Genomic DNA, 19,033 nt, shown 5'->3' with positions numbered 1-19,033 from the left:
GCTCGGCTCAGGCGAGGGCGAGAGTACTCGCCGGATCCGCGAGGATGCGGCCGACGTCGCGCAACAGCCTCGAGCCCTGCTCGCCGTCGATCACCCGGTGGTCGAACGTGAGGCTCAACGTCATGACCTGCCGGAGGCGCACCGCACCATTGTGCTCCCACGGGCGCCGGTTCACGGCCCCGAGCGCGAGGATCGCGGTCTCCCCCGGGTTGAGCAACGGGGTGCCTGCGTCCACGCCGAAGACTCCGACGTTCGTGATCGTGATCGTGCCACCGGTGAGTTCCGCGGGCGTCGCGCGGCCGGCCCTGGCGCGCTCGGCGAGCGAGGTGAGCGCGTCGGCGAGCTCGGGCATCCTCAGCGTCGACGCATCGCGGATGTTCGGCACCACCAGGCCACGCGAGGTCGCCACCGCGATGCCGAGATTCACACCGGCGGGCGTCACGATCTCACCCGTGGCGTCGTCCCAGCGCGAGTTCGCCTCCGGCGTCTGAGCGAGCCCGAGGCTCAGCGCCTTCGCGGCGAGAGTGAGCACCGTGAGGCGCCGGTCGCGGAACTCCTTCGTCTCGGCGAGCCGCTTCAGCAGACGGATGCTCCGCGTCACATCGACGGTGAGGAACTCCGTCACCTGCGGCACGGCCGCGCTGCGCACCATCGCCTCCGCCGTGCGGCGTCGCACTCCGGTCGCGAGCTCTCGCGTCTCTCCTTCATCGCGTGTTCCGTCGCCCCGATCGCCCTGCTCGGGCTCGGATGCGCCTCGGCCGACCCCGTGCGGCCGCACCCACGCCACCGGCTCGGTGAGTCGCCCCGTACGCGGCTTGCGCTGCGGACGCTTCGCCGAGCGTGCCTTCGGACCGCGGCCGACGAGCACCTCGTGGCGCTCCTCTTCCGCCGGCCCCGCGTGCCGATCCGCGTCGCCGTCGGGGCCGTCGTCACGTGCCACGTCGTCGCCGTCCGCGACGTCGGCACCGGCCACAGGCACGTCGACGGCATCCGTGACGGTCGCTGTCGACCCGCTCCTGACGATCGGCCGCCCGTTCTCGTGGCCGACGACGGGACGACCCGACGCCTCGGCGCGCGCGGCGCCGACACCCACCGCCTCGGCGACGAGTGCCTCGTCATCCGCTCCGTCACCGTCGACCTCGAACGACATCAGCGGCGCGCCCACCTCGAGGGTCTCCCCCGGCTCGGCGTGCAGCTCGCGCACGACACCCGCATACGGCGACGGCACTTCGACCAGGGCCTTGGCCGTCTCCACCTCGGCGATGATCTGGTTCAGCTCCACCGCGTCTCCGACTGTCACGCGCCAGGCGACGAGATCGGACTCCGTCAGGCCCTCGCCCAGATCGGGCAGGGCGAACTCTTCGACGCTCACACCCGCACCCCCATCACGCGGTCGACCGCGTCGAGCAAGCGATCGAGGTCGGGGAGGTAGTGATCTTCCAGCTCCGAGGGCGGGTACGGGATGTCGTGGCCCGTCACGCGCAGTGGCGGCGCGAGCAGCGTGTCGAAGCAGCGCTCGGTGACCATCGCTGCGATCTCCGCGCCGAGTCCGCCGAATCGCTGTGCCTCGTGGGCGATGACCAGGCGTCCGGTCTTGCTGACGGATGCCGTGATCGCCTCCTCGTCGAGCGGCGCGAGGGAGCGCAGGTCGACGACCTCGACCGAGACGCCCTCGTCTTCCGCGGCGAGCGCGGCATCCATCGCCGTCTGCACCAGCGGACCGTAGGTCACGAGCGTCACGTCGGTGCCTGCCGTCACGACACGCGCCCGCTCCAGGGAGAGCTCGTCTGCCGCATCGGGCAAGACGTCACCCTTCGACCAGTACCTGCGCTTCGGCTCGAAGAACACCACCGGGTCGTCGCACTCGATCGCCTGTCTGATCATCGAGTAGGCGTCTTGCGGGTTCGAGCACGCCACGACCCGAAGGCCCGGCGTGTGCGCGAAGTACGCCTCCGGCGACTCCGAGTGGTGTTCCACCGACCCGATCCCGCCGCCGAACGGCACCCGGATCGTGATCGGCATCGGCACGGCACCCATCGTGCGGTACCTCATCTTCGCCACCTGGGCGACGACCTGGTCGAAGCCCGGAAAGACGAAGCCGTCGAACTGCAGCTCGCACACGGGACGGTAGCCGCGATAGGCCAGCCCCACGGCGGTACCGATGATGGCGGCCTCTGCGAGCGGTGTGTCCAGCACGCGTTCCGGGCCGAACTGCGCCTGCAGCCCGTCGGTGACGCGGAAGACCCCGCCCAGCTTGCCGATGTCCTCGCCGAGCAGCATGACCTTGTCGTCGGCTGCCAGGGCATCCGCCAGTCCGGTCGTGATGGCTTTCGCGAGCGTGAGCTCCGTCATCGTGCCGCCCCCGTTCCCTCGCCGACCCCGATGCCGTCGGCGCCGTCGAACGACGCGAGGTAGGCGGCGTACGCGTCACGCTCCCGCCGCAGAGACTCGGGCACGTCGGCGTAGACGTCGTCGAAGATGGTGAGCGGGTCTCGAGGGCGCAGGGCGAGGCATCCCTCGCGCAACTCCCTGGCCACGGCATCGGCCCTCGCCGCGACGCCCGCCGCGCGCTCCTCCGTGAGGTAGCCGGAGGACTCGAGCATGGCCCTCGTGCGCTCGACGGGGTCGAGCGCACGCCACTGCGCGAGCTCGTCGGAGTCCCGGTAACGGGTCGGATCGTCGGAGGTGGTGTGCGGGCCCAGGCGGTAGGTGACGGCCTCGATGAACATCGGCCCCGTCCCCGTGCGTGCGTGGTCGAGGGCCATGCGCGTCGCCGCGAGCACCGCGAGCACGTCGTTGCCGTCGACGCGCAGGCTCGGGATGCCGAAGCCCGGCGACCTGTCCGCGATCGGACGCCGCGCCTGCAGCCCGACCGGCTCCGAGATGGCGTACTGGTTGTTCTGGCAGAAGAACACGACGGGAGCGCCGTATGCCGCAGCGAACACCAGCGCCTCGTTCGTGTCGCCCTCGCTGGTCGCGCCGTCGCCGAAGTAGGCGATGGACGCGGCATCCGCGCCGTCGCGCTGAACGCCCATGGCGTATCCCACCGCGTGCAACGTCTGCGCCCCGATGATGACCGTCGGGGTGGCCATGCCGACGTCGAACGGGTTCCAGCCCGAGAACTGCGAGCCGCGCCACACGCGCACCATGTCGGTCATCGACACTCCGCGCACGTAGGCGACGGCGTTCTCGCGGTAGCTGGAGAACACGAAGTCGTCCGGCCGGAGGGCACGGGCCGATCCGATCTGAGCTGCCTCCTGGCCGATCAGGGGCGGCCACAGCACGAGTTGGCCCTGGCGTTGCAGCGCGGTGGCCTCGGTGTCGATGCGGCGGGCGACCACCATGTCCTCGTACAGGCCGAGCAGTTGGGGCTCGAAGACATCGGCGACCCACGGATCCAGATCGGGATCGTTGAGACGCTGCCCGTCAGGAGCGATCAGCCTCGCGAGCTGGTCTTCTCGGGTGGACGTGCCTGTATCAGGACGGATGGTGAGCATCGTTGTACGCAGCCTTCATCGTTCGTGACCGGCGGATGCTTGTGGCTGGCCGGCCCGCGCGGCACCGTTGCCACGCGTCTCAGCCAGACTACGACGGCGGCCCCGTCGCGGACCAGTGCCGCGCTGCGAGCAGCGTCAGGATCGGGCGACGGCACCGGCAACGGCGGCGGCCCCGAAGGCGAACGCCGCGTCGGGCTCGCCACCGAGCTGGAACGCCCCTGCGAGCTCCATGGTGAGAAAGCCGAACGCCCATGCCGTCACGGTGCGGGCGGCCTCGAGCGCGTGCTCCGCTCCCGCGAGCTTCTCCGCGGCGCGCACAACGGGAGCGCTCGCCCTGGCCAGCAGCTCGCGCGGCGGGCGAGCCGCATCGGGCAGCGGGCCGAACAGCAGGCCGAAGAGGTGAGGATGCCGATGCGCGAACCCGCGGAGCGCGCAGGCTTGGGCGACCAGTTGCGCTCGTGGCTCCTCCTCGCCCTCCTTCTCGACGCCCTCCAGCAGCACGGCGACGTCGGTCGCGGCCTCCGACACCACGAGACCGAGCAGCTGCTCCCGGCTCTGCACCCGCTTGTAGAGCGAAGGCGCGCGCACGCCGACCGCAGCGGCGACGGCCTGCATGGTCAGGGCATCCTGGCCTCCGTCCTCGACCAGGTGGCGCGCTGCCGCGACGATCTCGTCGTTCGTCGTGCGATTCGGTGCAGGCATGCTTCCCCCGTGTTCTTCGTCGTCGTGCGCATTCACTCAATGGCTATTGACAGTAGCCATCATGGCTAACTATCGTAGCCATCACAACCTTACCGCCCCCGAAAGGACATGGCCATGCAACTCGCACCGGGTCTGCACCGCGTCGGAAACGACATCATCGCCGCCTACCTCGTCGAGGGCGACGGCGGGCTCACGCTCATCGACGCCGGCATCGCAGGGCAATACGCCGATCTGCTGCGCGAACTGAAGGCGATGGGAAGAGACGCGGCGGACATCCGCGGTGTGGTGCTCACGCACGGCGACACCGACCACATCGGCTACGCGGAACGACTGCGCTCCGAGCGCGGCATCCCCGTCTACGTGCACGAAGCGGATGCCGCACGCGCCCGCGGCGAGGTCGCGAGCCATCCCGAGTGGGGCACCATGCGCATCGGAGCCACCGCTCGATTCATGTGGTACGCGCTCCGCAAGGGCGGCATGCGCACGAAGTACCTCACAGAGGTCGTGCCCGTGCACGACGGCGACGTGCTCGACCTGCCGGGCAACCCGCGCATCGTCTCCCTCCCCGGACACTCCGCAGGCAGCGTCGCCATCGTCGTGCCGTCGGTCGACGCCGTCTTCGTCGGCGACGCCCTCACCACCAGGCACGTGCTGACCGGACGCCGAGGTCCGGGACCCGCACCGTTCACCGACGATGTGGATGCCGCCCGAGCCTCCCACGCCAAGCTCGCCTCGATCGATGCCACCTGGGTGCTCCCCGGCCACGGCACGCCGTGGAACCGCGGCACCAAGCAGATCGCGGCCGAACTCACGGCCGCCGACGCGCCGCGCCGCTGACTCGACACGGGCAGAGTCGCTCGGCTGTCCCGTGCCGCCGGCTTTCCTCGAGCCGGGCGACGACACGGGAGCCGGTGCGGCGGCTCACTGTACTCCCGCGCTCGGCCGCTGACGAGGGAGTCTGCCGGGCGCTGTCTGCGGCACGACCACGGCGAAGGTGGGGAAATGCCTGAACGGCCCGCCACCGTGAAGATGACGGGCCGTCCGAGGCAAGAAGTTCGCGTTGTCAGCGAAGAAGCTGCCTTCTCGACTCCGCTTCTATCGGCGCAGGCCGAGACGCTCGATGAGCGAGCGATAGCGGTTGATGTCGATCTCCTGCAGGTAACCCAGCAGGCGGCGGCGCTGACCCACGAGCAGCAGCAGACCACGACGCGAGTGGTGGTCGTGCTTGTGCTCCTTGAGGTGCTCGGTGAGGTCCTTGATCCGCTTGGTCAGGATCGCGACCTGAACCTCGGGGGATCCGGTGTCACCGGGGTGGGTTGCGTACTCTTCGATGATCGCCTTCTTGACATCTGCATCGAGTGCCATAGATTCGATCCCCTTTCTCTCGCTGCGCGGTGCCGCGGGCCTCATGCCCGGGCGCTCTTTTTCCGCGGCCGTTCTGACGGCAACCTGAAGAGTCTAGCAGGCCGGACGAGGGCCCCGAACCATGGGCAAGGGTCAGGCGACGGCGTCGCGAGCCTTCTCCACGAGCCGGTAGTGAAGCAGCGCGAACGTGTAGAGATAGAGCAGCACGACAGGCACCGCGCCGAAGAACCACACCCAGCCGCTCGCGCTGAACGCCAGCGTCAGCACGGCCGTGACCGTCCCGCTGACGAGCACCAGAACGCCGAGCGCGACGCCGATCCATGCACCGATCGCGCCGTAGAGTCCCACGATGGCCCCGCGGTCGAGACGAGCGATGGCCTGGGGGGTCTTGCCCTTGCGATACGAGGCGACGGAGGCGAAGCGGGTCGAGACATCCGCGAAATACCAGACCGCCCCGGCCAGCACGAGCACCGTCGCGGCGACGGCCCAGCCGAAGACGGCGGCGTTCTTGGTGGCCATGCCCACCTGGGCGGCGACCAGCCATGAGGCGATGATGCCGAGCGATGCATAGCCGATGGCGGCCCAGCGAAGTTTGAGGCCGAGGTCGGCGATGATCTCGTCGTGCGTGCCCAGCAGCGGGTCGTTCAGGAGCTGCGTCGCCGTCAGAGGCCCCTGCTCCACCGCCTGCTCCCCTGCACCGTCGTGCTGAGGATGCCCCGCATCGCCCTGCCCGCCGCTCGCGTCGGCCGAGCCGGCCGGCTCCTCCTCGGATGCCACCGCGAACTCCTCATCGACCGGAGCGTCTTGCGGCTCGGTTCGCGGACTCGTCTTCCTCGTCGGCGTCACAGGCCGTCTCCTCTCGCGTCGAACAGAAGCACGTTCGACCACACGTCGTTCGCGTACCCGTTCGACACTACCTGCCCTGTTCGGGGGCGGAGCCGTGCGGTCTCGCGTGCCGCGCAGCACGCAGACGGCTCGCAAATGGGGTCGGGCCGCGCGCAGGCGCGCGGAGATGGCCGCCCGGTCACCGGAAGGCGATGATGCTCTCGCCCCACGCACGCCGCACGTCACCGTGCGGGTCGGCGACGACACGGTCGCGCGCGCCGAACACATAGGTCAGACGTCGCTCCGGGTCGTAGCGGGGCCAGTACGGGTCGAGCCCTGCGGGGTTCGGATCGCCGATGCTCGCGAAGGTCGTCCATCGCGACTGGACGCGCTCCGTCAGCCGGCGTCCCGATGACTCAGCGCCGAGGGAGAGCAGGCGCGGAACCGGCGTGCCGAACACGTGCGGCAGCTCGGCGCCGTGCACCGCCCCGATGCCCGTCGCTCGCAGCAGCGGCGGCGCGAAGTCGAACTCGTAGAGCCAGGTCGGGGCGAAGCGGCTGTGCCCTGACGCCGCCCACACCGACGGCATGCGGAAGGCGGCATCCGTGGAGAGCCGCAGCGCGGAGCGCAACCGCGGGTAGCCGCGGTATCCGGACGGCACGGCGAGCGCCTCCGGCGTGCCGAGCCGCTCCACCATCAGCTGCACCGCCGTCGACGAGTTGGGCACGATCGGCGAGCGCAACAGCCTGAAGAGCATCGCCTCGTCGCGGTTCGATCCGATGACGAGCGGGATTCGCAGCGCATCCCCGCGCGCGATGGCGGTGAGCGGGTACTCGGGCACCAGATCGCCGTCGACGACCGGGGCGACGGGAATCGTGCCGGGCTCGATCGTGCTCGTCTCGGCGATGAGCTGGGTGCACGCCTCGACGAGCGCGCCGACGGGCAGCCGCCGCAGCCGATGCACCTGGTCCGGCGCGACATCCAGCCGCTGCAGGAACCGCTCGGCTGCTCTGCGAGCGGTCTGCTGCGTGTACACACTGCCGACCGGGGAGCTCTGCGCGATCGCCGCGTGCAGCAGGCCTCCGGCGCTCGGGGTCGCGAGCATGGTGGTCACGGCGCCGGCGCCGGACGACTCGCCGAACAACGTCACCCGGTCGGCGTCGCCGCCGAAGCCCCGGATGTTGTCCCTCACCCAGGCGAGCACCGCGAGCTGGTCGCGCTGACCCACGTTGCTCTCGAACACCTCGTCGCCGCGGGAGAACGAGGAGAGGTCGATGTAGCCGAGCGGTCCGATGCGATGGTTGAAGGTCACGACCACCACGCCGCGTTCCGCCAGCCGGGATCCGTCGTACATGGGATCGGCCGACGAGCCGAGGTGATAGGCGCCGCCATGGACCCACACCATCACCGGCAGGCCGGCACCCCCGAGCTCCGGCGTGAAGACGTTGACCGAGAGGCAGTCCTCGCTCATCGGCCGAGGATGCGACCCGAGATAGCTCTGAATGGGTTGCGGGGCGATCGGACCGAACTCCGTGGCGTCCCGCACACCGTGCCAGGACTCGGGTTCTACGGGCGCCCGAAAACGCAGAGGCCCGACGGGCGGTGCGGCATAGGGGATGCCCTTGAACGCGAAGGTCTCGCCCCTGCGTTCGCCCCGCACGGCACCGTGGACCGTCGTGACGACCGGCTCCGGCCGTGCCGCCTCGACGACCAGCTCATCGGTCGCGCTCACGGATTTCAGCGTAGAACGCGGTGCGCACCGGGTACCGCACGGTGCGGGTGAATTCGTCTCGGACCCGCGCGGCGCGTACTCGACGGAGTCTCGCCATCAAGCCGGGCCGGCAGCAGCCGCGCGCCGGTCATGAGCCGGTCAGAGGGAGGCGATGCTGTAGGTCGGCACGTCGCCGAGCCGCGCTCGCCCGTCGAGCTCCCCCAGTTCGAGCACGACGCCGAAGCCCACCACGGAGTAGCCCGCCCTCTGGATGAGACGCGATGAGGCGGCGAGCGTTCCCCCGGTGGCGAGCACGTCGTCGAGCACGAGCACGCGCGATCCCACCGGCAGGCGGTCGGGTTCGAGCTCGAGGCTCGCCGAGCCGTATTCGAGGTCGTAGGTCTCCCTCAGAACCTCGCCGGGAAGCTTGCCCGCTTTGCGCACGACGAGAACGCCCGCGGATGCCGCGTAGGCCACAGCGGCGGCGAGCACGAATCCCCTGGCCTCCACGCCCGCCACGGCGTCGAACTGCCCCGCGAAGCGGGAGGCGAGGTCGTCGACGATGGCATGGAAGGCATCCCCGTCGGCGAACACGGGTGCCAGGTCTCGGAACAGGATGCCCGGCTCCGGAAAGTCGGGAACACTCACCAGCAGACGATCCAGTTGCTCACGCGCGTGACTCACCAGGCAACCCTACGCGTGCGCGGTCCGCGGCCGGCTCGGAGCAGCCACGAGCACGGCTTCCGAGCGCACGGGAGCGGCGTGTTAGCGTCGGACTCCGTGCCGCATGAGAATCCCGAGGACGACAGACCCGCTTCTCCTCGCCGGTCGGTCTTCGTGGATCTTGCCCCGCTGAGGCAGAGTCCACCCTTCGCCCGGCTGTGGCTCGGCGGCGCGATCTCCGGCATCGGCGGGCAGATGACGATCGTCGCGATCGGGCTGCAGGTCTACGACCTCACGCACTCGACGCTCGCGGTCTCGGGCGTCGCTCTGTTCGCGCTCGTCCCCATGGTGTTCTTCGGCATCTATGGCGGCATGCTCGCCGACGTCTTCGATCGCAGGCTCGTCGCGCTGCTCTCCGCGATCGTGGCGTGGGGCTCGACCTTCACGATCGCCCTGCTGGCCTGGCTGCACGTTGACAACGTGTGGCTGCTCTATCTGCTGGCCACCCTCAACTCCGTGGCGGCGACGGTGATCGGCGCGACCCGCATGGCCATCTACCCCAGGCTGCTCACCCGCGAGCTGCTGCCCGCCGCGTCCGCCCTCGGCGGCATCTCGACCGGCGTGATGGTCACCGTCGGGCCGGCGCTGGCAGGCGTGCTGGTCGCGGCCGTCGGGTTCGGGTGGACCTACTCGGTCGACGTCGTGCTCTTCGTGTTCGCGTTCCTGGGCATCGCGACGCTTCCCTCGATCGTGCCAGAGGGAGACGCGGCGCGGCCCGGATGGGAATCACTGCGCGAGGGCTTGGCATTTCTGCGGCGCGCTCCCAACGTGCGCATGTCGTTCATCGTCGACATCATCGCCATGACGTTCGGTCAGCCGCGCGTCATGCTGCCGGCGGCGGGAGCCCTGCTGCTCGGCGGCGGAGCCATCACCGTCGGTGTGCTCACCGCGTCGTTCGCGATCGGCGCACTGGTGTGCAGCGTGTTCTCGGGTCCACTCGGGCACGTGCGCATGCAGGGACTCGCCGTGGGGCGCTCGGTGATCGTGTACGGCGCGTTCACCCTCGCGTTCGGAGTCGAACTCGGGGTGCTCTCGACCGGGTGGTTCGGGAGCGGAGACGCCGGGCATCCTCAGGTCGCCGCGATCGCCATCGCCTGCGTGCTGTTCGCCGGTGCGGGAGCGGCGGACAACGTGTCGGCGATCTTCCGGCAGACCATTCTGCAGTCGGCCACGCCCGACACCATGCGCGGGCGCATCCAGGGAGTGTTCACCGTCGTCGTCTCCGGGGGGCCGCGTGTCGGCGACCTCTACGCGGGCGTGGCGACCGCTCTCGTGGCGCTGTGGTTTCCGATGGCGTTCGGCGGCCTGGTCATCATCACCCTCGTCGCGGTGCTGATGCGCGTGCAGCGCACCTTCCGCCACTACGACGCGATGCACCCGGTGCCGTGAGGGCTCCGGGTGCATCGCACTCGTTCGATCGAACGCCGCCGCCCGTCGAAGAGCGTGCGGCACCGACGACTACTTGACGTCGAGCAGGTCGATCACGAAGATCAGGGTCTTGCCGCCCAACGGGTGACCGCTGCCCGCCGGGCCGTAGGCGAGCTGCGGCGGGATGGTCAGCTGGCGACGGCCGCCGACCTTCATGCCGGGGATGCCGTCCTGCCAGCCCTGGATCAGGCCGCTCAGCGGGAACTGGATGGACTGGCCACGGCTCCACGAGGAGTCGAACTCCTCGCCGGAGTCGTAGTCGACGCCGAGATAGTGCACGTCGACGGAGGCACCGGGCGCCGCCTCTGCGCCGTCGCCCTCGACGAGGTCGACGATCACGAGCTCCTCGGGCGCGGGGCCCTGAGGCGCGTCGATCTCGGGCTTGGTCTTCTGCGAATCGCTCATCACACCATCCAACGGCACGCGCCCCGTCAGGTCAAAGCCGTGGGACGGCCGAGCGCACCCGATCGCGACGGGCCGGAACGCTATCGGCCGACGTAGCCCAGGTGCTGCTGACCGTATCGGGCTCCGTGCACGCCGATGCGGTCGGCGGAGGCATCGAGATCGGCGAGCTCGTCGGCCGACAGCGACACGCGGGTGGAGCCAGCGTTCTTCCGGATGCGTGGGGAAGACCGCATCGGCCCTGCGAATGGTGGCGGCTCCCGCTTCGGAGAGACCGAAGTGCCGCACCTTGCCTGCCTGCACCAGCTCGCCGACGGCACCCGCGACATCCTCGATCGGCACCTCCGGATCGACGCGGTGCTGGTAGAAGAGGTCGATCACGTCGGTGTTCAGACGACGCAGGGATGCCTCGGCGACCTCCTTGATGTGCTCCGGCCTGCTGTCGAGCCCGGCGAGTCCGCCGTCGCCGAACCGCCATCCGAACTTGGTCGCGATGACCACCTGGTCGCGCACGGGCGCGAGAGCCTCGCCGACCAGCTCCTCGTTGACGAACGGACCGTACGCCTCCGCCGTGTCGAAGAACGTGACACCGGCGTCGATCGCGGAGCGCAGCACCCGGATCATGTCGTCCCGGTCACCCGGGTTCGGCCCGTAGCTCTGCGACATGCCCATGCAGCCCAGGCCGACCGCCGAGACGACGAGGCCCCGGCCCAGCGTTCTGGTGTGCATCTCAGGCTCCCGCCGCCGCGTCGTAGTCCTCGTCGGTGACGTGCTCGTACCAGCCGTCGCGCGCGTCCGAGCCTGCGGCATCCTCGAGCATGGCGAAGTGCTCCATGAAGTCGTCCGGCGTGGCGCCGTGCCAGTGCTCCTGCCCGGGCGGCGTGTAGATCGTCTGTCCGGGAGTGGCGCGGATGACCGTGCCGTCTCGCGTGCCGATCAGCGCCACGCCCTCCGTGATGTGCAGCGTCTGACCGCGACCGTGCGCGTGCCAGGCCGTGCGAGCACCCGGCGTGAACCGCACGCGGCTGACGATCATGCGCTGGTCGCCGTCTTTCGGCATCGCGATCGGGTCGACGTACACGTCACCGTTGAACCAGTCGTCCGAGCCCTTGTTCGTGGCCGGCTTCGGCTCGAGATTCATGCGTGTCTCTCCTTCGGTTTCTCGATCGCCCCGTCTCGCACGGTCGGCTGCCGCCCACCGGTCGCTTGCCAGCTCGCGAGAAGGGCGAGGTTCTCGGCGGAGGGCGACCCCGGCTCCGCGGTGTAGATGAGCAAGGAGAGCCCCGGCTCCGCCGTCAGCTCGAGTCCCTCGTAGGTGAGGGTGAGGTCTCCGACGACGTGGTGGCGGAAGTTCTTGGTTCCGCTGCCGTGCCTGCGCACGTTGTGCGCACCCCACCTGGCGCGGAAGTCCTCGCTCAGCGTCGACAGCTCCCCGATCAGGTCGTGGAGGTGCTTGTCGCGCGGAGTGCGTCCAGCCTCGGTGCGCAGGATCGCGACGCTCACATCGGCCGCGGCATCCCAATCGGGATAGAACTCGGTGGACCGGGTGTCGAGAAAGTTGAAGCGGGCGAGATTGCCACGCCCCGGTCCGTCGAGGACCCAGTCGTAGAAGGCCCGACCGAGAGCGTTCGTCGCGAGGATGTCCATGCGCCCGTTGCGCACGAACGCAGGCCCAGCCGTGATGGCGTCGAGAGCCAGTTGCAGACCCTCGCGCGGATGCCACGCCTTGGGCTTGCGCTGCGGGGCGACGACGCCGGACTCGCTTGCCGCGCGGGCGAGATCGAAGAGATGCTCGTGCTCGGCGTCGTCGAGTTGCAGCGCCCTGGAGATGGATTCGAGCACGGAGCCCGAGACGCCCGCCAGATTTCCGCGCTCGATCTTCGAGTAGTACTCGATGCTCACGTCGGCGAGCATCGCCACCTCGCTGCGCCGCAGCCCCGCGACACGGCGATTGCCGCCGCCGATCAGCCCCGCCTGTTCCGGGGTGATGCGGGCGCGACGCGTGGTGAGGAAGTCGCGCACTTCGGTTCGGTTGTCCACGGCCACGACGGTACGCCGTCGGAGCGCGCCGAGGGATGCCCTGCCGGTACACCTCATGCCGGAGACTCCCTGAAGCGGTGGAGGCGTCGTTTGCTGAGGGCATCCCTCGAACGAAAGGTGCGAGCATGCCGAACGACGAACCGCACGGCGCTGACGCACCGCCGCGGGCGCACGGCGCCGCCGGCGTCGGAGTCTCGGTGGTGCTCAGCCTGTTGGCCGTGTTCGGGCCGATCTCGATGGACCTCTACCTTCCCGTGCTTCCGCAACTGGCTCACCAGCTGCAGTCGACCACGTCTGCCGCCCAGCTGACCATCACCGCGTGCCTGCTCGGGTTGGCGTTCGGGCAGGTGATCGCGGGTCCGCTCTCCGACCGGTTCGGCCGGCGACGGCCGATGATCGCCGGCGTCGCGCTGTTCGTGATCGCCTCGATGCTCTGCGCCGCCGCCCCGGACGTGACGGTTCTCGTGCTGCTGCGGCTTCTGCAGGGCCTCGCGGGCGGCGTCGGAATCGTGATCGCCCAGGCCACCGGCCGCGACCTCTACGTCGGCGGCACGCTGATCCGCTATTACGGAAGGCTCACGGTGATCGCCGGCCTCGCAGCGATCGTCGGTCCGGTGATCGGCGGTCTGCTCGCCTCCGCCGTCGACTGGCGCGGCGTCTTCGTGTTCCTCGGCATCGTCGGTGCGCTCATCCTCACGGCCGGGTTCGTGCTGTTCCGCGAGACACTGCCCCGCGAGCAGCGCAGCACGCACGGTCTCCACGGCGTCGCACGCTCGTTCGCCGCCCTGCTCTCCGATCGTCTCTTTCTCGGGATGCTGCTGCTCGGCGCGTTCCTGAACGCCGCGATCTTCGCCTACCTCTCCGGCGCGACATTCCTGCTCCAGGAGGTCTACGGGCTGACTCCGCAGGGCTACTCCCTGGCCTTCGCCCTCAACTCGACGGGGTTCATGGTGTGCGGATTCCTCGCGGGGCGCGCGGCGGAGCGGTGGGGAGAGCGCCTCGTCGTCGGCGTCGGGCTGGCGCTCTGCGTGGTCGGCAGCACCGGACTCGTGATGACGGGACTGCTGCGTTGGCCTGCGATCGGCGTCATCCTCTCGCTCCTGCTCATGGTCAGCGGCGTCGCCACCACCACGCCGCCCGCGACGGCTCTCGCGCTGCGCCGGTATCCGCACATCGCGGGCACGGCAGCCTCTCTGCTCGGCGTCGCGCGTTACCTCTTCGGTGCGATCTCGGCGCCACTCGTCGGCCTCGGTCCGCAGGGCACCGCGCTCCCGCTGGGCATCGTGACGTTCTCCAGCGTCGTGCTCGCGCTGGCCGCCTTCCTCATCCTCGGCCGCGCCGGCACCGCGCAGCCTTCGCGCACCACCCCGATCAGACAAGGAGATCCGGCATGACAGAGAACACGAACACAGGGTGGAGCGGCGGCGCACGCGCCTTCGGAGACTTCGCCCCCGGCATGGTGCACTACACCGACCGTGTGCTCTTCGACGAGGTGTGGGAGCGCGATGGGCTCTCCAAGCGCGACCGCAGCCTCGTCACGGTCGCCGCACTCACCGCGATGGGCAAGGCCGACCAGCTCGCCTTCCATCTCGACTTCGCACGGCAGAACGGCGTCACCGAGGACGAGCTGAAGGAGGCCATCCTGCAGCTCGCGTTCTACGCCGGCTGGCCCAACGGCATGAGTGCCATGACGGTCGCCAGAAATGTCTTCACTGCCGACAGCTCCGCCGACAACGAACGGGATTGACCGGGCGAGGCGCCGCAGGCGACCGCTCTCCACACGACACGAATCGGCGAAATGCTTGCAATACGGCGTCCGGCATTGCACCCTGGGTAAAGACCAACTCATCGCTCGGATTCGGCTGCCGGCAGTGCCGCACCACCGAGCGATGAGTTTTTCTTCGTCAGCCGATGGCGTGCAACCGTGAGCGCAGCGCCGTGGTCTCGGCAAGCAGGGCTGCCTCGTCTGCAGCGGTGGCGGGATCCGCCGAACCGTCGATGATCTGCTGACGATCCATCGCCAGCCGTGTCGTGACGCGGATCATCGATCGCACGGCGCCCGGGGCCTCACCGCCCTTTCCTCGCGCCCACGCCCTGATGCGACGGCGCCCGACACGGGTGCCGTAGAGCCCGACCTCGGCATACGAGAACCAGCCGGCCCTGCCGTAGTCGTCGAGGCGATCGCGGGTGAGGTGCTGTTCCCGCACACGCAGAAGCACGACGGCGACCACGGCGGCGATGAACAGCGGCAGCTCGAAGAGCAGGTAGACGCCCCAGAAACCGACGTAGCCCGCGAAGTTCCACACCGCATGCAGCACGGCGGCGCACGCCACCCCGACGACGAAGGCCCCGAGGATGCGCCACACCCCGCGCCGCCGCGCGGCGAGCCCCAGCGCCACACCCGTGCACGACGTGAAGAGCACGTGAGCGAACGGCGAGAAGAGGGCGCGCAGCACGAACACGGTCGCGGCAGAGCCCGCACCGCCCTCGTAGATGGCGGTTGCGAAGTACTGGATGTTCTCCACGAAGGCGAAGCCGCCCGCGGTGAACGCGGCATACACGACGCCGTCGATCGGTCCGTCGAACGTGCGTCTCGCCGCGAAGACCAGGATGAGCAGCGCCGCCCCCTTCGCGGACTCCTCCACGAGCGGGGCACGCACGACGGAGGAGAGCATCGAGTCTTCGGGGATGGTCGTGAAGAGGTGCTGACCGAGGTCGAACAGCAGGGCGATCGTGATCGCCGCCGCCGCTCCCCAGAGCAGCGCGAACAGCTTGGCCGCCCACGGCTCGGGCTCCCAGGCGTCGATCCAGGTGGCGGTGAGCAGCACGATCGCCAACGGGATCAGCGCGAGCAGCGAACTCAGTGCCACCAGGCCCGCACCGAGGGCGAGCACCAGGTACGCGAACACCACGACGAGCAGCTGCACCAGCAGGATGAGCCCGATGATCGTCCACACGATGGTGCTCGTCTTCGCCCGGGGTCGCGGCGGCACCGGCGGCAACGCGCCCGGAGTGAACCCGCTCATGCGAAGACCTTGCCGGGATTGAGGATGCCCAGCGGGTCGAAGACCGCCTTCACGCCGCGCTGCAGCTCGAACGAGTCGTCGCCAAGCTCGTCCCTGAGCCAGCGCCGCTTGAGCAGGCCGACCCCGTGCTCACCTGTGAGCGTGCCGCCGAGGCGGAGCGCTGTCGTGAACAGTTCGTTCGCCGCCGCCCAGACGTGCTCCGGCACCTCTCCCCCTTCGTAGACGAAGTTCGGGTGCAGGTTTCCGTCAGCGGCATGCGCGACGGTCGGGATGCTCACGCCGTACTCGTTCTGGATGCGCACGATCTCGTCGAACATGTCGGCCAACCTCGAGCGCGGCACGGCCACGTCTTCGATCAGCACCTCGCCGAGAGCCTCGAGTGACGGGTGGAACGCCCGGCGCAGCTCGAGCAGTCGCTCGCTCTCTTCGCGGTCGGAGGACACCTGCGCGATGCCGCTGAAGGCGCGCATGAGCTCGGCGGCGGCATCGGCGCGGTCGGCGGCATCGGCGTCGTCGAACTGCACGATGAGCGAGGCGCCCGCCGTGCGGTCGCCGAGCAGCGGGTTCGCGTCGACGGCGGCCTCGCCGAGATGGTCGCGCACGGCGGCGAGCGCCGCCGCGTCGACGAGCTCGCACATGGCAGGTCGCAGTCGCGCCGCCGTGATCGCCGCGGAGGCCGACGCGGCCTCGCGGACGCCGGGGAACACCCCGACCAGGGTCGTGGGCTCGTGCGACGGGCGCGGCAGCGTGCGCACGGTCGCCTCGACGATGATGCCGAGCGTGCCCTCCGACCCGATGAAGAGCGAGGTGAGGTCGTAGCCGGTGACGCCCTTCACCGTGCGGTGGCCGATGCGCAGCAGCCTGCCGTCGGCGAGCACCACCTGAAGCCCGAGCACCGACTCCCTGGTCACACCGTATTTCGCGCAGAGGAGTCCGCCCGCGTTGGTGGCGATGTTGCCCCCGATGCTCGCGATGTTCTTGCTCGCAGGATCAGGCGCGAACCAGAGGCCGTGCGGCTCGAGGGCCGCATCGAGGTCGGCGTTGATGACGCCGGGCTGCACCACGGCGAGCTCGTCGTCTGGTCTGATCTCGAGAATCCGATTCATCGCCGACACGTCGATCACCAGTTCGCCCGAGCTTCCCGTCGCACCGCCCGCGAGACCGGTCCCCGTGCCACGCGGGACGACGGGAAGACGCAGCTCGGTCGCGATGCGCAGAGCAGCCTGCACCTGCTCGACGGTGTGCGCCCGCACGACGCCGAGGGGGGCGGATGCCGACACCCAGCCCGACCGGTCGGCGCGGGCATCCTCGAGCAGCTCCTGCTGCGTGGTGAACGCGTCTCCCAGCTCTGCTGCGAGACGTGCGATGGGGTCGGGCATGCGTCTCCTCGTCGTGTCGTAGCCGCTGTCGCGCGCGGGAACGTCCCCTTCTCACCGGCCCTGAGACCTGCCCGGGGACCGCCGACGCGCACCGGAATCTTACGCGTAGGATCGTGTGTCGGCAGGCACGCACCACCGGTCGTCTGCCGGTGAAGGAGTGTTGCACACCGTGTCCACGATCTCCGTGGTGATCCCCTCCTACAACGATGCGCCGATGCTCAGAGAGTGCCTCGATCGGCTGACGACGCAGCTGCGGCGGGCCGACGAGATCATCGTCGTCGACAACGCCAGCACCGACGACACCGCCGACGTCGCGCGGTCGTTCGGCGCACGCGTCATCGTGCAGCCGGTGCGCGGCATCTTCCCCGCCGCGTCGGCGGGCTACGACGCGGCCTCGTCGGACATCATCGCCCGGCTCGACGCCGACTCGAGGCCGCCCGCCGACTGGCTCGCCCACATCGAGGCCGAGCTGACCGTGGCGCAGGAGGTCGGTGTGCTCACCGGCCCCGGCGAGTTCTACGACGGCAATCCGCTCATCACCTGGCTCGGCGAGAACCTCTATCTCGGCGGCTACTTCTGGTTCGGCAGCCTCTGGCTCGACAACGGCCCCATCTTCGGCTCCAACTTCGCGATGCGACGCGAGGTGTGGCGGCGCGTACGAGGCTCGGTGCACAGCGGCACGCGCCGGGTGCACGACGATCTCGACCTCAGCCTCAACCTGCCGCCCGACGTGATCGTGCAGGTCGACGACACGCTCCGCGTCGGCATCTCGGCCAGGCCGTTCTCGACCTGGCGGGGATTCGGACGCCGGCTCGGCTGGGCGTTCCTCACGTTCCGGCTCAACTGGCCGCAGGCCTCGCCGTGGCGCATCAGGGACGAGCGCGAGCGCTACCTGCGCGAGCGTCACGCCGACGACGGCAACGCCACGAGCACGGTCTGACCAGAAGACCGCGGAGGCTCAGGATGCCTCGGACTCGGCGTGCGCGAACAGCCGGAGCATGTCGTACGCCAGCTGATGCGGCGCGGTCTCGCACGGGCTGTGTCCCGTGCGGTACACCGCGAGGCTCGCGCCCAACCGCTGCGCGAAAGCGGCGTGCAGCTGCACCGGCCACAGATCGTGCTCTCCCGTGGCGACGAGGATCGGAAGGTCGAGCGCGCGCAGCTCGGCCGCGACGTCGGGCGTGCGGCGCATCAGGGCGATGATGCCGTCGACCGATTCCCGCGTGGTCTTCTCGAAGCGGTCGCGCACGAATCGCAGCCGTTTCGGCCCCACCTTGTTCTTGTTGGTGACCACGCCCCAGATCATCAAGCCGGCGTCCTGGTGTGCAGTGGTGACCCTGCTGAGCGGGCCGATCGCGCGCACACCGCGAAAGACCTGGCCGACGAGTGGCGGCGCGGTGAGCAGCGTGAGACTGCGCACCAGGTCGGGACGCCGCACCGATGCCAGCTGCGCCACCGTTCCCGCGAACGAGTAGCCGAGCAGGTGCGCCGCGCCGCTGGAGGCGAGGACCGCAAGCAGGTCGTCGACGAAGAGGTCGTAGTCGTAGCCGCCTCCGGCGCCCGGGCCGGCATCCGCCGATTCGTACTGACCGGCGAGGTCGTAGCTCACAACGCGATACCCGGCCTGCACGAGCAGCGGACCGAGCAGCGCGAAGTCTTCCTTCGACCCCGTCACACCGGGCACGAGCACGACGGGTGGATGCTCGTGGTCCCCCATCGACCACATGGCCAGCGTTCCGCTCGGCGCCTCGAACCGGCCGACGATCGTGCCTTCGGGCGGCTGCGCCCACTCGATCTCGCCGAGCGCGGCATCCGCCCGCACCGCGCGATCGCGTGCGTGATCGTCGTCGGATGCCCGCGGCCCGGCTCCGCGGTCGTCATCGGTCAGCACGCGTCCACCCTATTGCCGCTGCGTCACCGGTGCGTCACGGCCGC

At 69.8% G+C, this 19,033-nt stretch carries 19 protein-coding genes and 1 pseudogene; 5 read left to right on the top strand and 15 right to left on the bottom strand.

All coding sequences use genetic code 11. From position 1 onward, the window contains the following. Window positions 1-7: 7 nt before the first annotated feature. The 4 genes from FPZ11_RS00520 to FPZ11_RS00505 form a co-directional block, all read right to left on the bottom strand. Complete coding sequence (locus tag FPZ11_RS00520; protein ID WP_146317461.1) at window positions 8-1,372, bottom strand: dihydrolipoamide acetyltransferase family protein; 1,365 nt, start codon at window positions 1,370-1,372, stop codon at window positions 8-10. Further along, a complete protein-coding gene (locus FPZ11_RS00515; protein ID WP_146317459.1) occupies window positions 1,369-2,352 on the bottom strand; it encodes an alpha-ketoacid dehydrogenase subunit beta in 984 nt (327 codons plus the stop codon). Before FPZ11_RS00515 ends, FPZ11_RS00520 begins: the two co-directional genes overlap by 4 nt. After that, window positions 2,349-3,497 (bottom strand): pyruvate dehydrogenase (acetyl-transferring) E1 component subunit alpha, encoded by a 1,149-nt coding sequence (gene pdhA, locus FPZ11_RS00510; protein WP_146317457.1) that lies wholly within the window; start codon window positions 3,495-3,497, stop codon window positions 2,349-2,351. The genes FPZ11_RS00515 and pdhA overlap by 4 nt, the downstream gene beginning before the upstream one ends. Before the next feature lie 135 nt (window positions 3,498-3,632). After that, the gene (locus tag FPZ11_RS00505) at window positions 3,633-4,199 is read right to left on the bottom strand and encodes a TetR/AcrR family transcriptional regulator (RefSeq protein ID WP_146317455.1); all 567 of its coding nucleotides are present in this window, start codon (window positions 4,197-4,199) and stop codon (window positions 3,633-3,635) included. A 114-nt stretch (window positions 4,200-4,313) separates the two neighbouring features. On the opposite strand from FPZ11_RS00505, the gene FPZ11_RS00500 reads away from it, so the two are divergent. Beyond that, complete coding sequence (locus tag FPZ11_RS00500) at window positions 4,314-5,036, top strand: MBL fold metallo-hydrolase (protein ID WP_146317453.1); 723 nt, start codon at window positions 4,314-4,316, stop codon at window positions 5,034-5,036. 258 nt (window positions 5,037-5,294) lie between these two features. Here FPZ11_RS00500 and rpsO read toward each other — a convergent pair whose 3' ends face one another. From rpsO to FPZ11_RS00480, 4 genes are all read right to left on the bottom strand, one after another. Then, on the bottom strand, window positions 5,295-5,564 hold the full coding sequence (gene rpsO / locus FPZ11_RS00495; protein WP_146317451.1) for a 30S ribosomal protein S15: 270 nt from the start codon (window positions 5,562-5,564) through the stop codon (window positions 5,295-5,297). Window positions 5,565-5,696: 132 nt separating this feature from the next. Then, window positions 5,697-6,410: a hypothetical protein gene (locus FPZ11_RS00490; protein WP_146317449.1), complete on the bottom strand. Its 714-nt coding sequence runs from the start codon at window positions 6,408-6,410 to the stop codon at window positions 5,697-5,699. 178 nt (window positions 6,411-6,588) lie between these two features. Further along, the gene (locus FPZ11_RS00485) at window positions 6,589-8,121 is read right to left on the bottom strand and encodes a carboxylesterase/lipase family protein (RefSeq protein WP_210415926.1); all 1,533 of its coding nucleotides are present in this window, start codon (window positions 8,119-8,121) and stop codon (window positions 6,589-6,591) included. Between the two features lie 138 nt (window positions 8,122-8,259). Continuing rightward, complete coding sequence (locus tag FPZ11_RS00480) at window positions 8,260-8,787, bottom strand: adenine phosphoribosyltransferase (protein ID WP_146317447.1); 528 nt, start codon at window positions 8,785-8,787, stop codon at window positions 8,260-8,262. A 93-nt stretch (window positions 8,788-8,880) separates the two neighbouring features. On the opposite strand from FPZ11_RS00480, the gene FPZ11_RS00475 reads away from it, so the two are divergent. After that, a complete protein-coding gene (locus tag FPZ11_RS00475; protein ID WP_246846431.1) occupies window positions 8,881-10,212 on the top strand; it encodes an MFS transporter in 1,332 nt (443 codons plus the stop codon). A gap of 69 nt (window positions 10,213-10,281) precedes the next feature. On the opposite strand, the gene FPZ11_RS00470 is transcribed toward FPZ11_RS00475, so the two are convergent. From FPZ11_RS00470 to FPZ11_RS00455, 4 genes and pseudogenes are all read right to left on the bottom strand, one after another. After that, a complete protein-coding gene (locus FPZ11_RS00470; RefSeq protein ID WP_146317443.1) occupies window positions 10,282-10,656 on the bottom strand; it encodes an FKBP-type peptidyl-prolyl cis-trans isomerase in 375 nt (124 codons plus the stop codon). Window positions 10,657-10,944: 288 nt separating this feature from the next. Continuing rightward, a pseudogene (locus tag FPZ11_RS19655) lies at window positions 10,945-11,319 on the bottom strand (aldo/keto reductase); the annotation flags it as partial. 64 nt (window positions 11,320-11,383) lie between these two features. Continuing rightward, a complete protein-coding gene (locus tag FPZ11_RS00460; protein ID WP_146317441.1) occupies window positions 11,384-11,794 on the bottom strand; it encodes a (R)-mandelonitrile lyase in 411 nt (136 codons plus the stop codon). Beyond that, complete coding sequence (locus FPZ11_RS00455) at window positions 11,791-12,693, bottom strand: helix-turn-helix domain-containing protein (protein ID WP_146317439.1); 903 nt, start codon at window positions 12,691-12,693, stop codon at window positions 11,791-11,793. Before FPZ11_RS00455 ends, FPZ11_RS00460 begins: the two co-directional genes overlap by 4 nt. Before the next feature lie 125 nt (window positions 12,694-12,818). Between FPZ11_RS00455 and FPZ11_RS00450 the strand changes: the two genes are divergently transcribed. Beyond that, window positions 12,819-14,087 carry a multidrug effflux MFS transporter gene (locus FPZ11_RS00450; RefSeq protein ID WP_146317437.1) on the top strand — a complete coding sequence of 423 codons (1,269 nt, stop codon included), beginning with the start codon at window positions 12,819-12,821 and terminating at the stop codon, window positions 14,085-14,087. Continuing rightward, window positions 14,084-14,440, top strand: coding sequence for a carboxymuconolactone decarboxylase family protein (locus FPZ11_RS00445; protein WP_146317435.1), 357 nt, complete (start codon window positions 14,084-14,086; stop codon window positions 14,438-14,440). Before FPZ11_RS00450 ends, FPZ11_RS00445 begins: the two co-directional genes overlap by 4 nt. Before the next feature lie 157 nt (window positions 14,441-14,597). Here the strand turns inward: FPZ11_RS00445 and FPZ11_RS00440 are convergent, their stop codons facing one another. Beyond that, the gene (locus FPZ11_RS00440; protein ID WP_146317433.1) at window positions 14,598-15,719 is read right to left on the bottom strand and encodes a PrsW family intramembrane metalloprotease; all 1,122 of its coding nucleotides are present in this window, start codon (window positions 15,717-15,719) and stop codon (window positions 14,598-14,600) included. Then, window positions 15,716-17,098 (bottom strand): FAD-binding oxidoreductase, encoded by a 1,383-nt coding sequence (locus tag FPZ11_RS00435; protein WP_146317431.1) that lies wholly within the window; start codon window positions 17,096-17,098, stop codon window positions 15,716-15,718. Before FPZ11_RS00435 ends, FPZ11_RS00440 begins: the two co-directional genes overlap by 4 nt. A gap of 169 nt (window positions 17,099-17,267) precedes the next feature. On the opposite strand from FPZ11_RS00435, the gene FPZ11_RS00430 reads away from it, so the two are divergent. Further along, window positions 17,268-18,038 carry a glycosyltransferase family 2 protein gene (locus FPZ11_RS00430; protein WP_146317429.1) on the top strand — a complete coding sequence of 257 codons (771 nt, stop codon included), beginning with the start codon at window positions 17,268-17,270 and terminating at the stop codon, window positions 18,036-18,038. 18 nt (window positions 18,039-18,056) lie between these two features. Here the strand turns inward: FPZ11_RS00430 and FPZ11_RS00425 are convergent, their stop codons facing one another. Continuing rightward, entirely contained in the window at window positions 18,057-18,989 is a 933-nt protein-coding gene (locus FPZ11_RS00425) for an alpha/beta fold hydrolase (RefSeq protein WP_246846430.1), read from the bottom strand. Window positions 18,990-19,033: the final 44 nt, after the last annotated feature.

Origin of the sequence: Humibacter ginsenosidimutans (assembly GCF_007859675.1) — a bacterium.
In the GTDB taxonomy this organism is placed as follows: domain Bacteria; phylum Actinomycetota; class Actinomycetes; order Actinomycetales; family Microbacteriaceae; genus Humibacter; species Humibacter ginsenosidimutans.
Note: the sequence above shows the minus strand (reverse complement) of the source record. Positions and strands in the feature narration are given on the sequence as shown.

Excerpts from the sequence above, each read along its gene's own strand:
- FPZ11_RS00515 (WP_146317459.1), bottom strand. The coding sequence starts at position 2,352 with ATGACGGAGCTCACGCTCGCGAAAGCCATCACGACCGGACTGGCGGAT.
- FPZ11_RS00460 (WP_146317441.1), bottom strand. The coding sequence starts at position 11,794 with ATGAATCTCGAGCCGAAGCCGGCCACGAACAAGGGCTCGGACGACTGG.
- pdhA (WP_146317457.1), bottom strand. The coding sequence starts at position 3,497 with ATGCTCACCATCCGTCCTGATACAGGCACGTCCACCCGAGAAGACCAG.
- FPZ11_RS00500 (WP_146317453.1), top strand. The coding sequence starts at position 4,314 with ATGCAACTCGCACCGGGTCTGCACCGCGTCGGAAACGACATCATCGCC.
- FPZ11_RS00440 (WP_146317433.1), bottom strand. The coding sequence starts at position 15,719 with ATGAGCGGGTTCACTCCGGGCGCGTTGCCGCCGGTGCCGCCGCGACCC.
- FPZ11_RS00450 (WP_146317437.1), top strand. The coding sequence starts at position 12,819 with ATGCCGAACGACGAACCGCACGGCGCTGACGCACCGCCGCGGGCGCAC.
- FPZ11_RS00435 (WP_146317431.1), bottom strand. The coding sequence starts at position 17,098 with ATGCCCGACCCCATCGCACGTCTCGCAGCAGAGCTGGGAGACGCGTTC.
- FPZ11_RS00470 (WP_146317443.1), bottom strand. The coding sequence starts at position 10,656 with ATGAGCGATTCGCAGAAGACCAAGCCCGAGATCGACGCGCCTCAGGGC.
- FPZ11_RS00445 (WP_146317435.1), top strand. The coding sequence starts at position 14,084 with ATGACAGAGAACACGAACACAGGGTGGAGCGGCGGCGCACGCGCCTTC.
- rpsO (WP_146317451.1), bottom strand. The coding sequence starts at position 5,564 with ATGGCACTCGATGCAGATGTCAAGAAGGCGATCATCGAAGAGTACGCA.
- FPZ11_RS00505 (WP_146317455.1), bottom strand. The coding sequence starts at position 4,199 with ATGCCTGCACCGAATCGCACGACGAACGACGAGATCGTCGCGGCAGCG.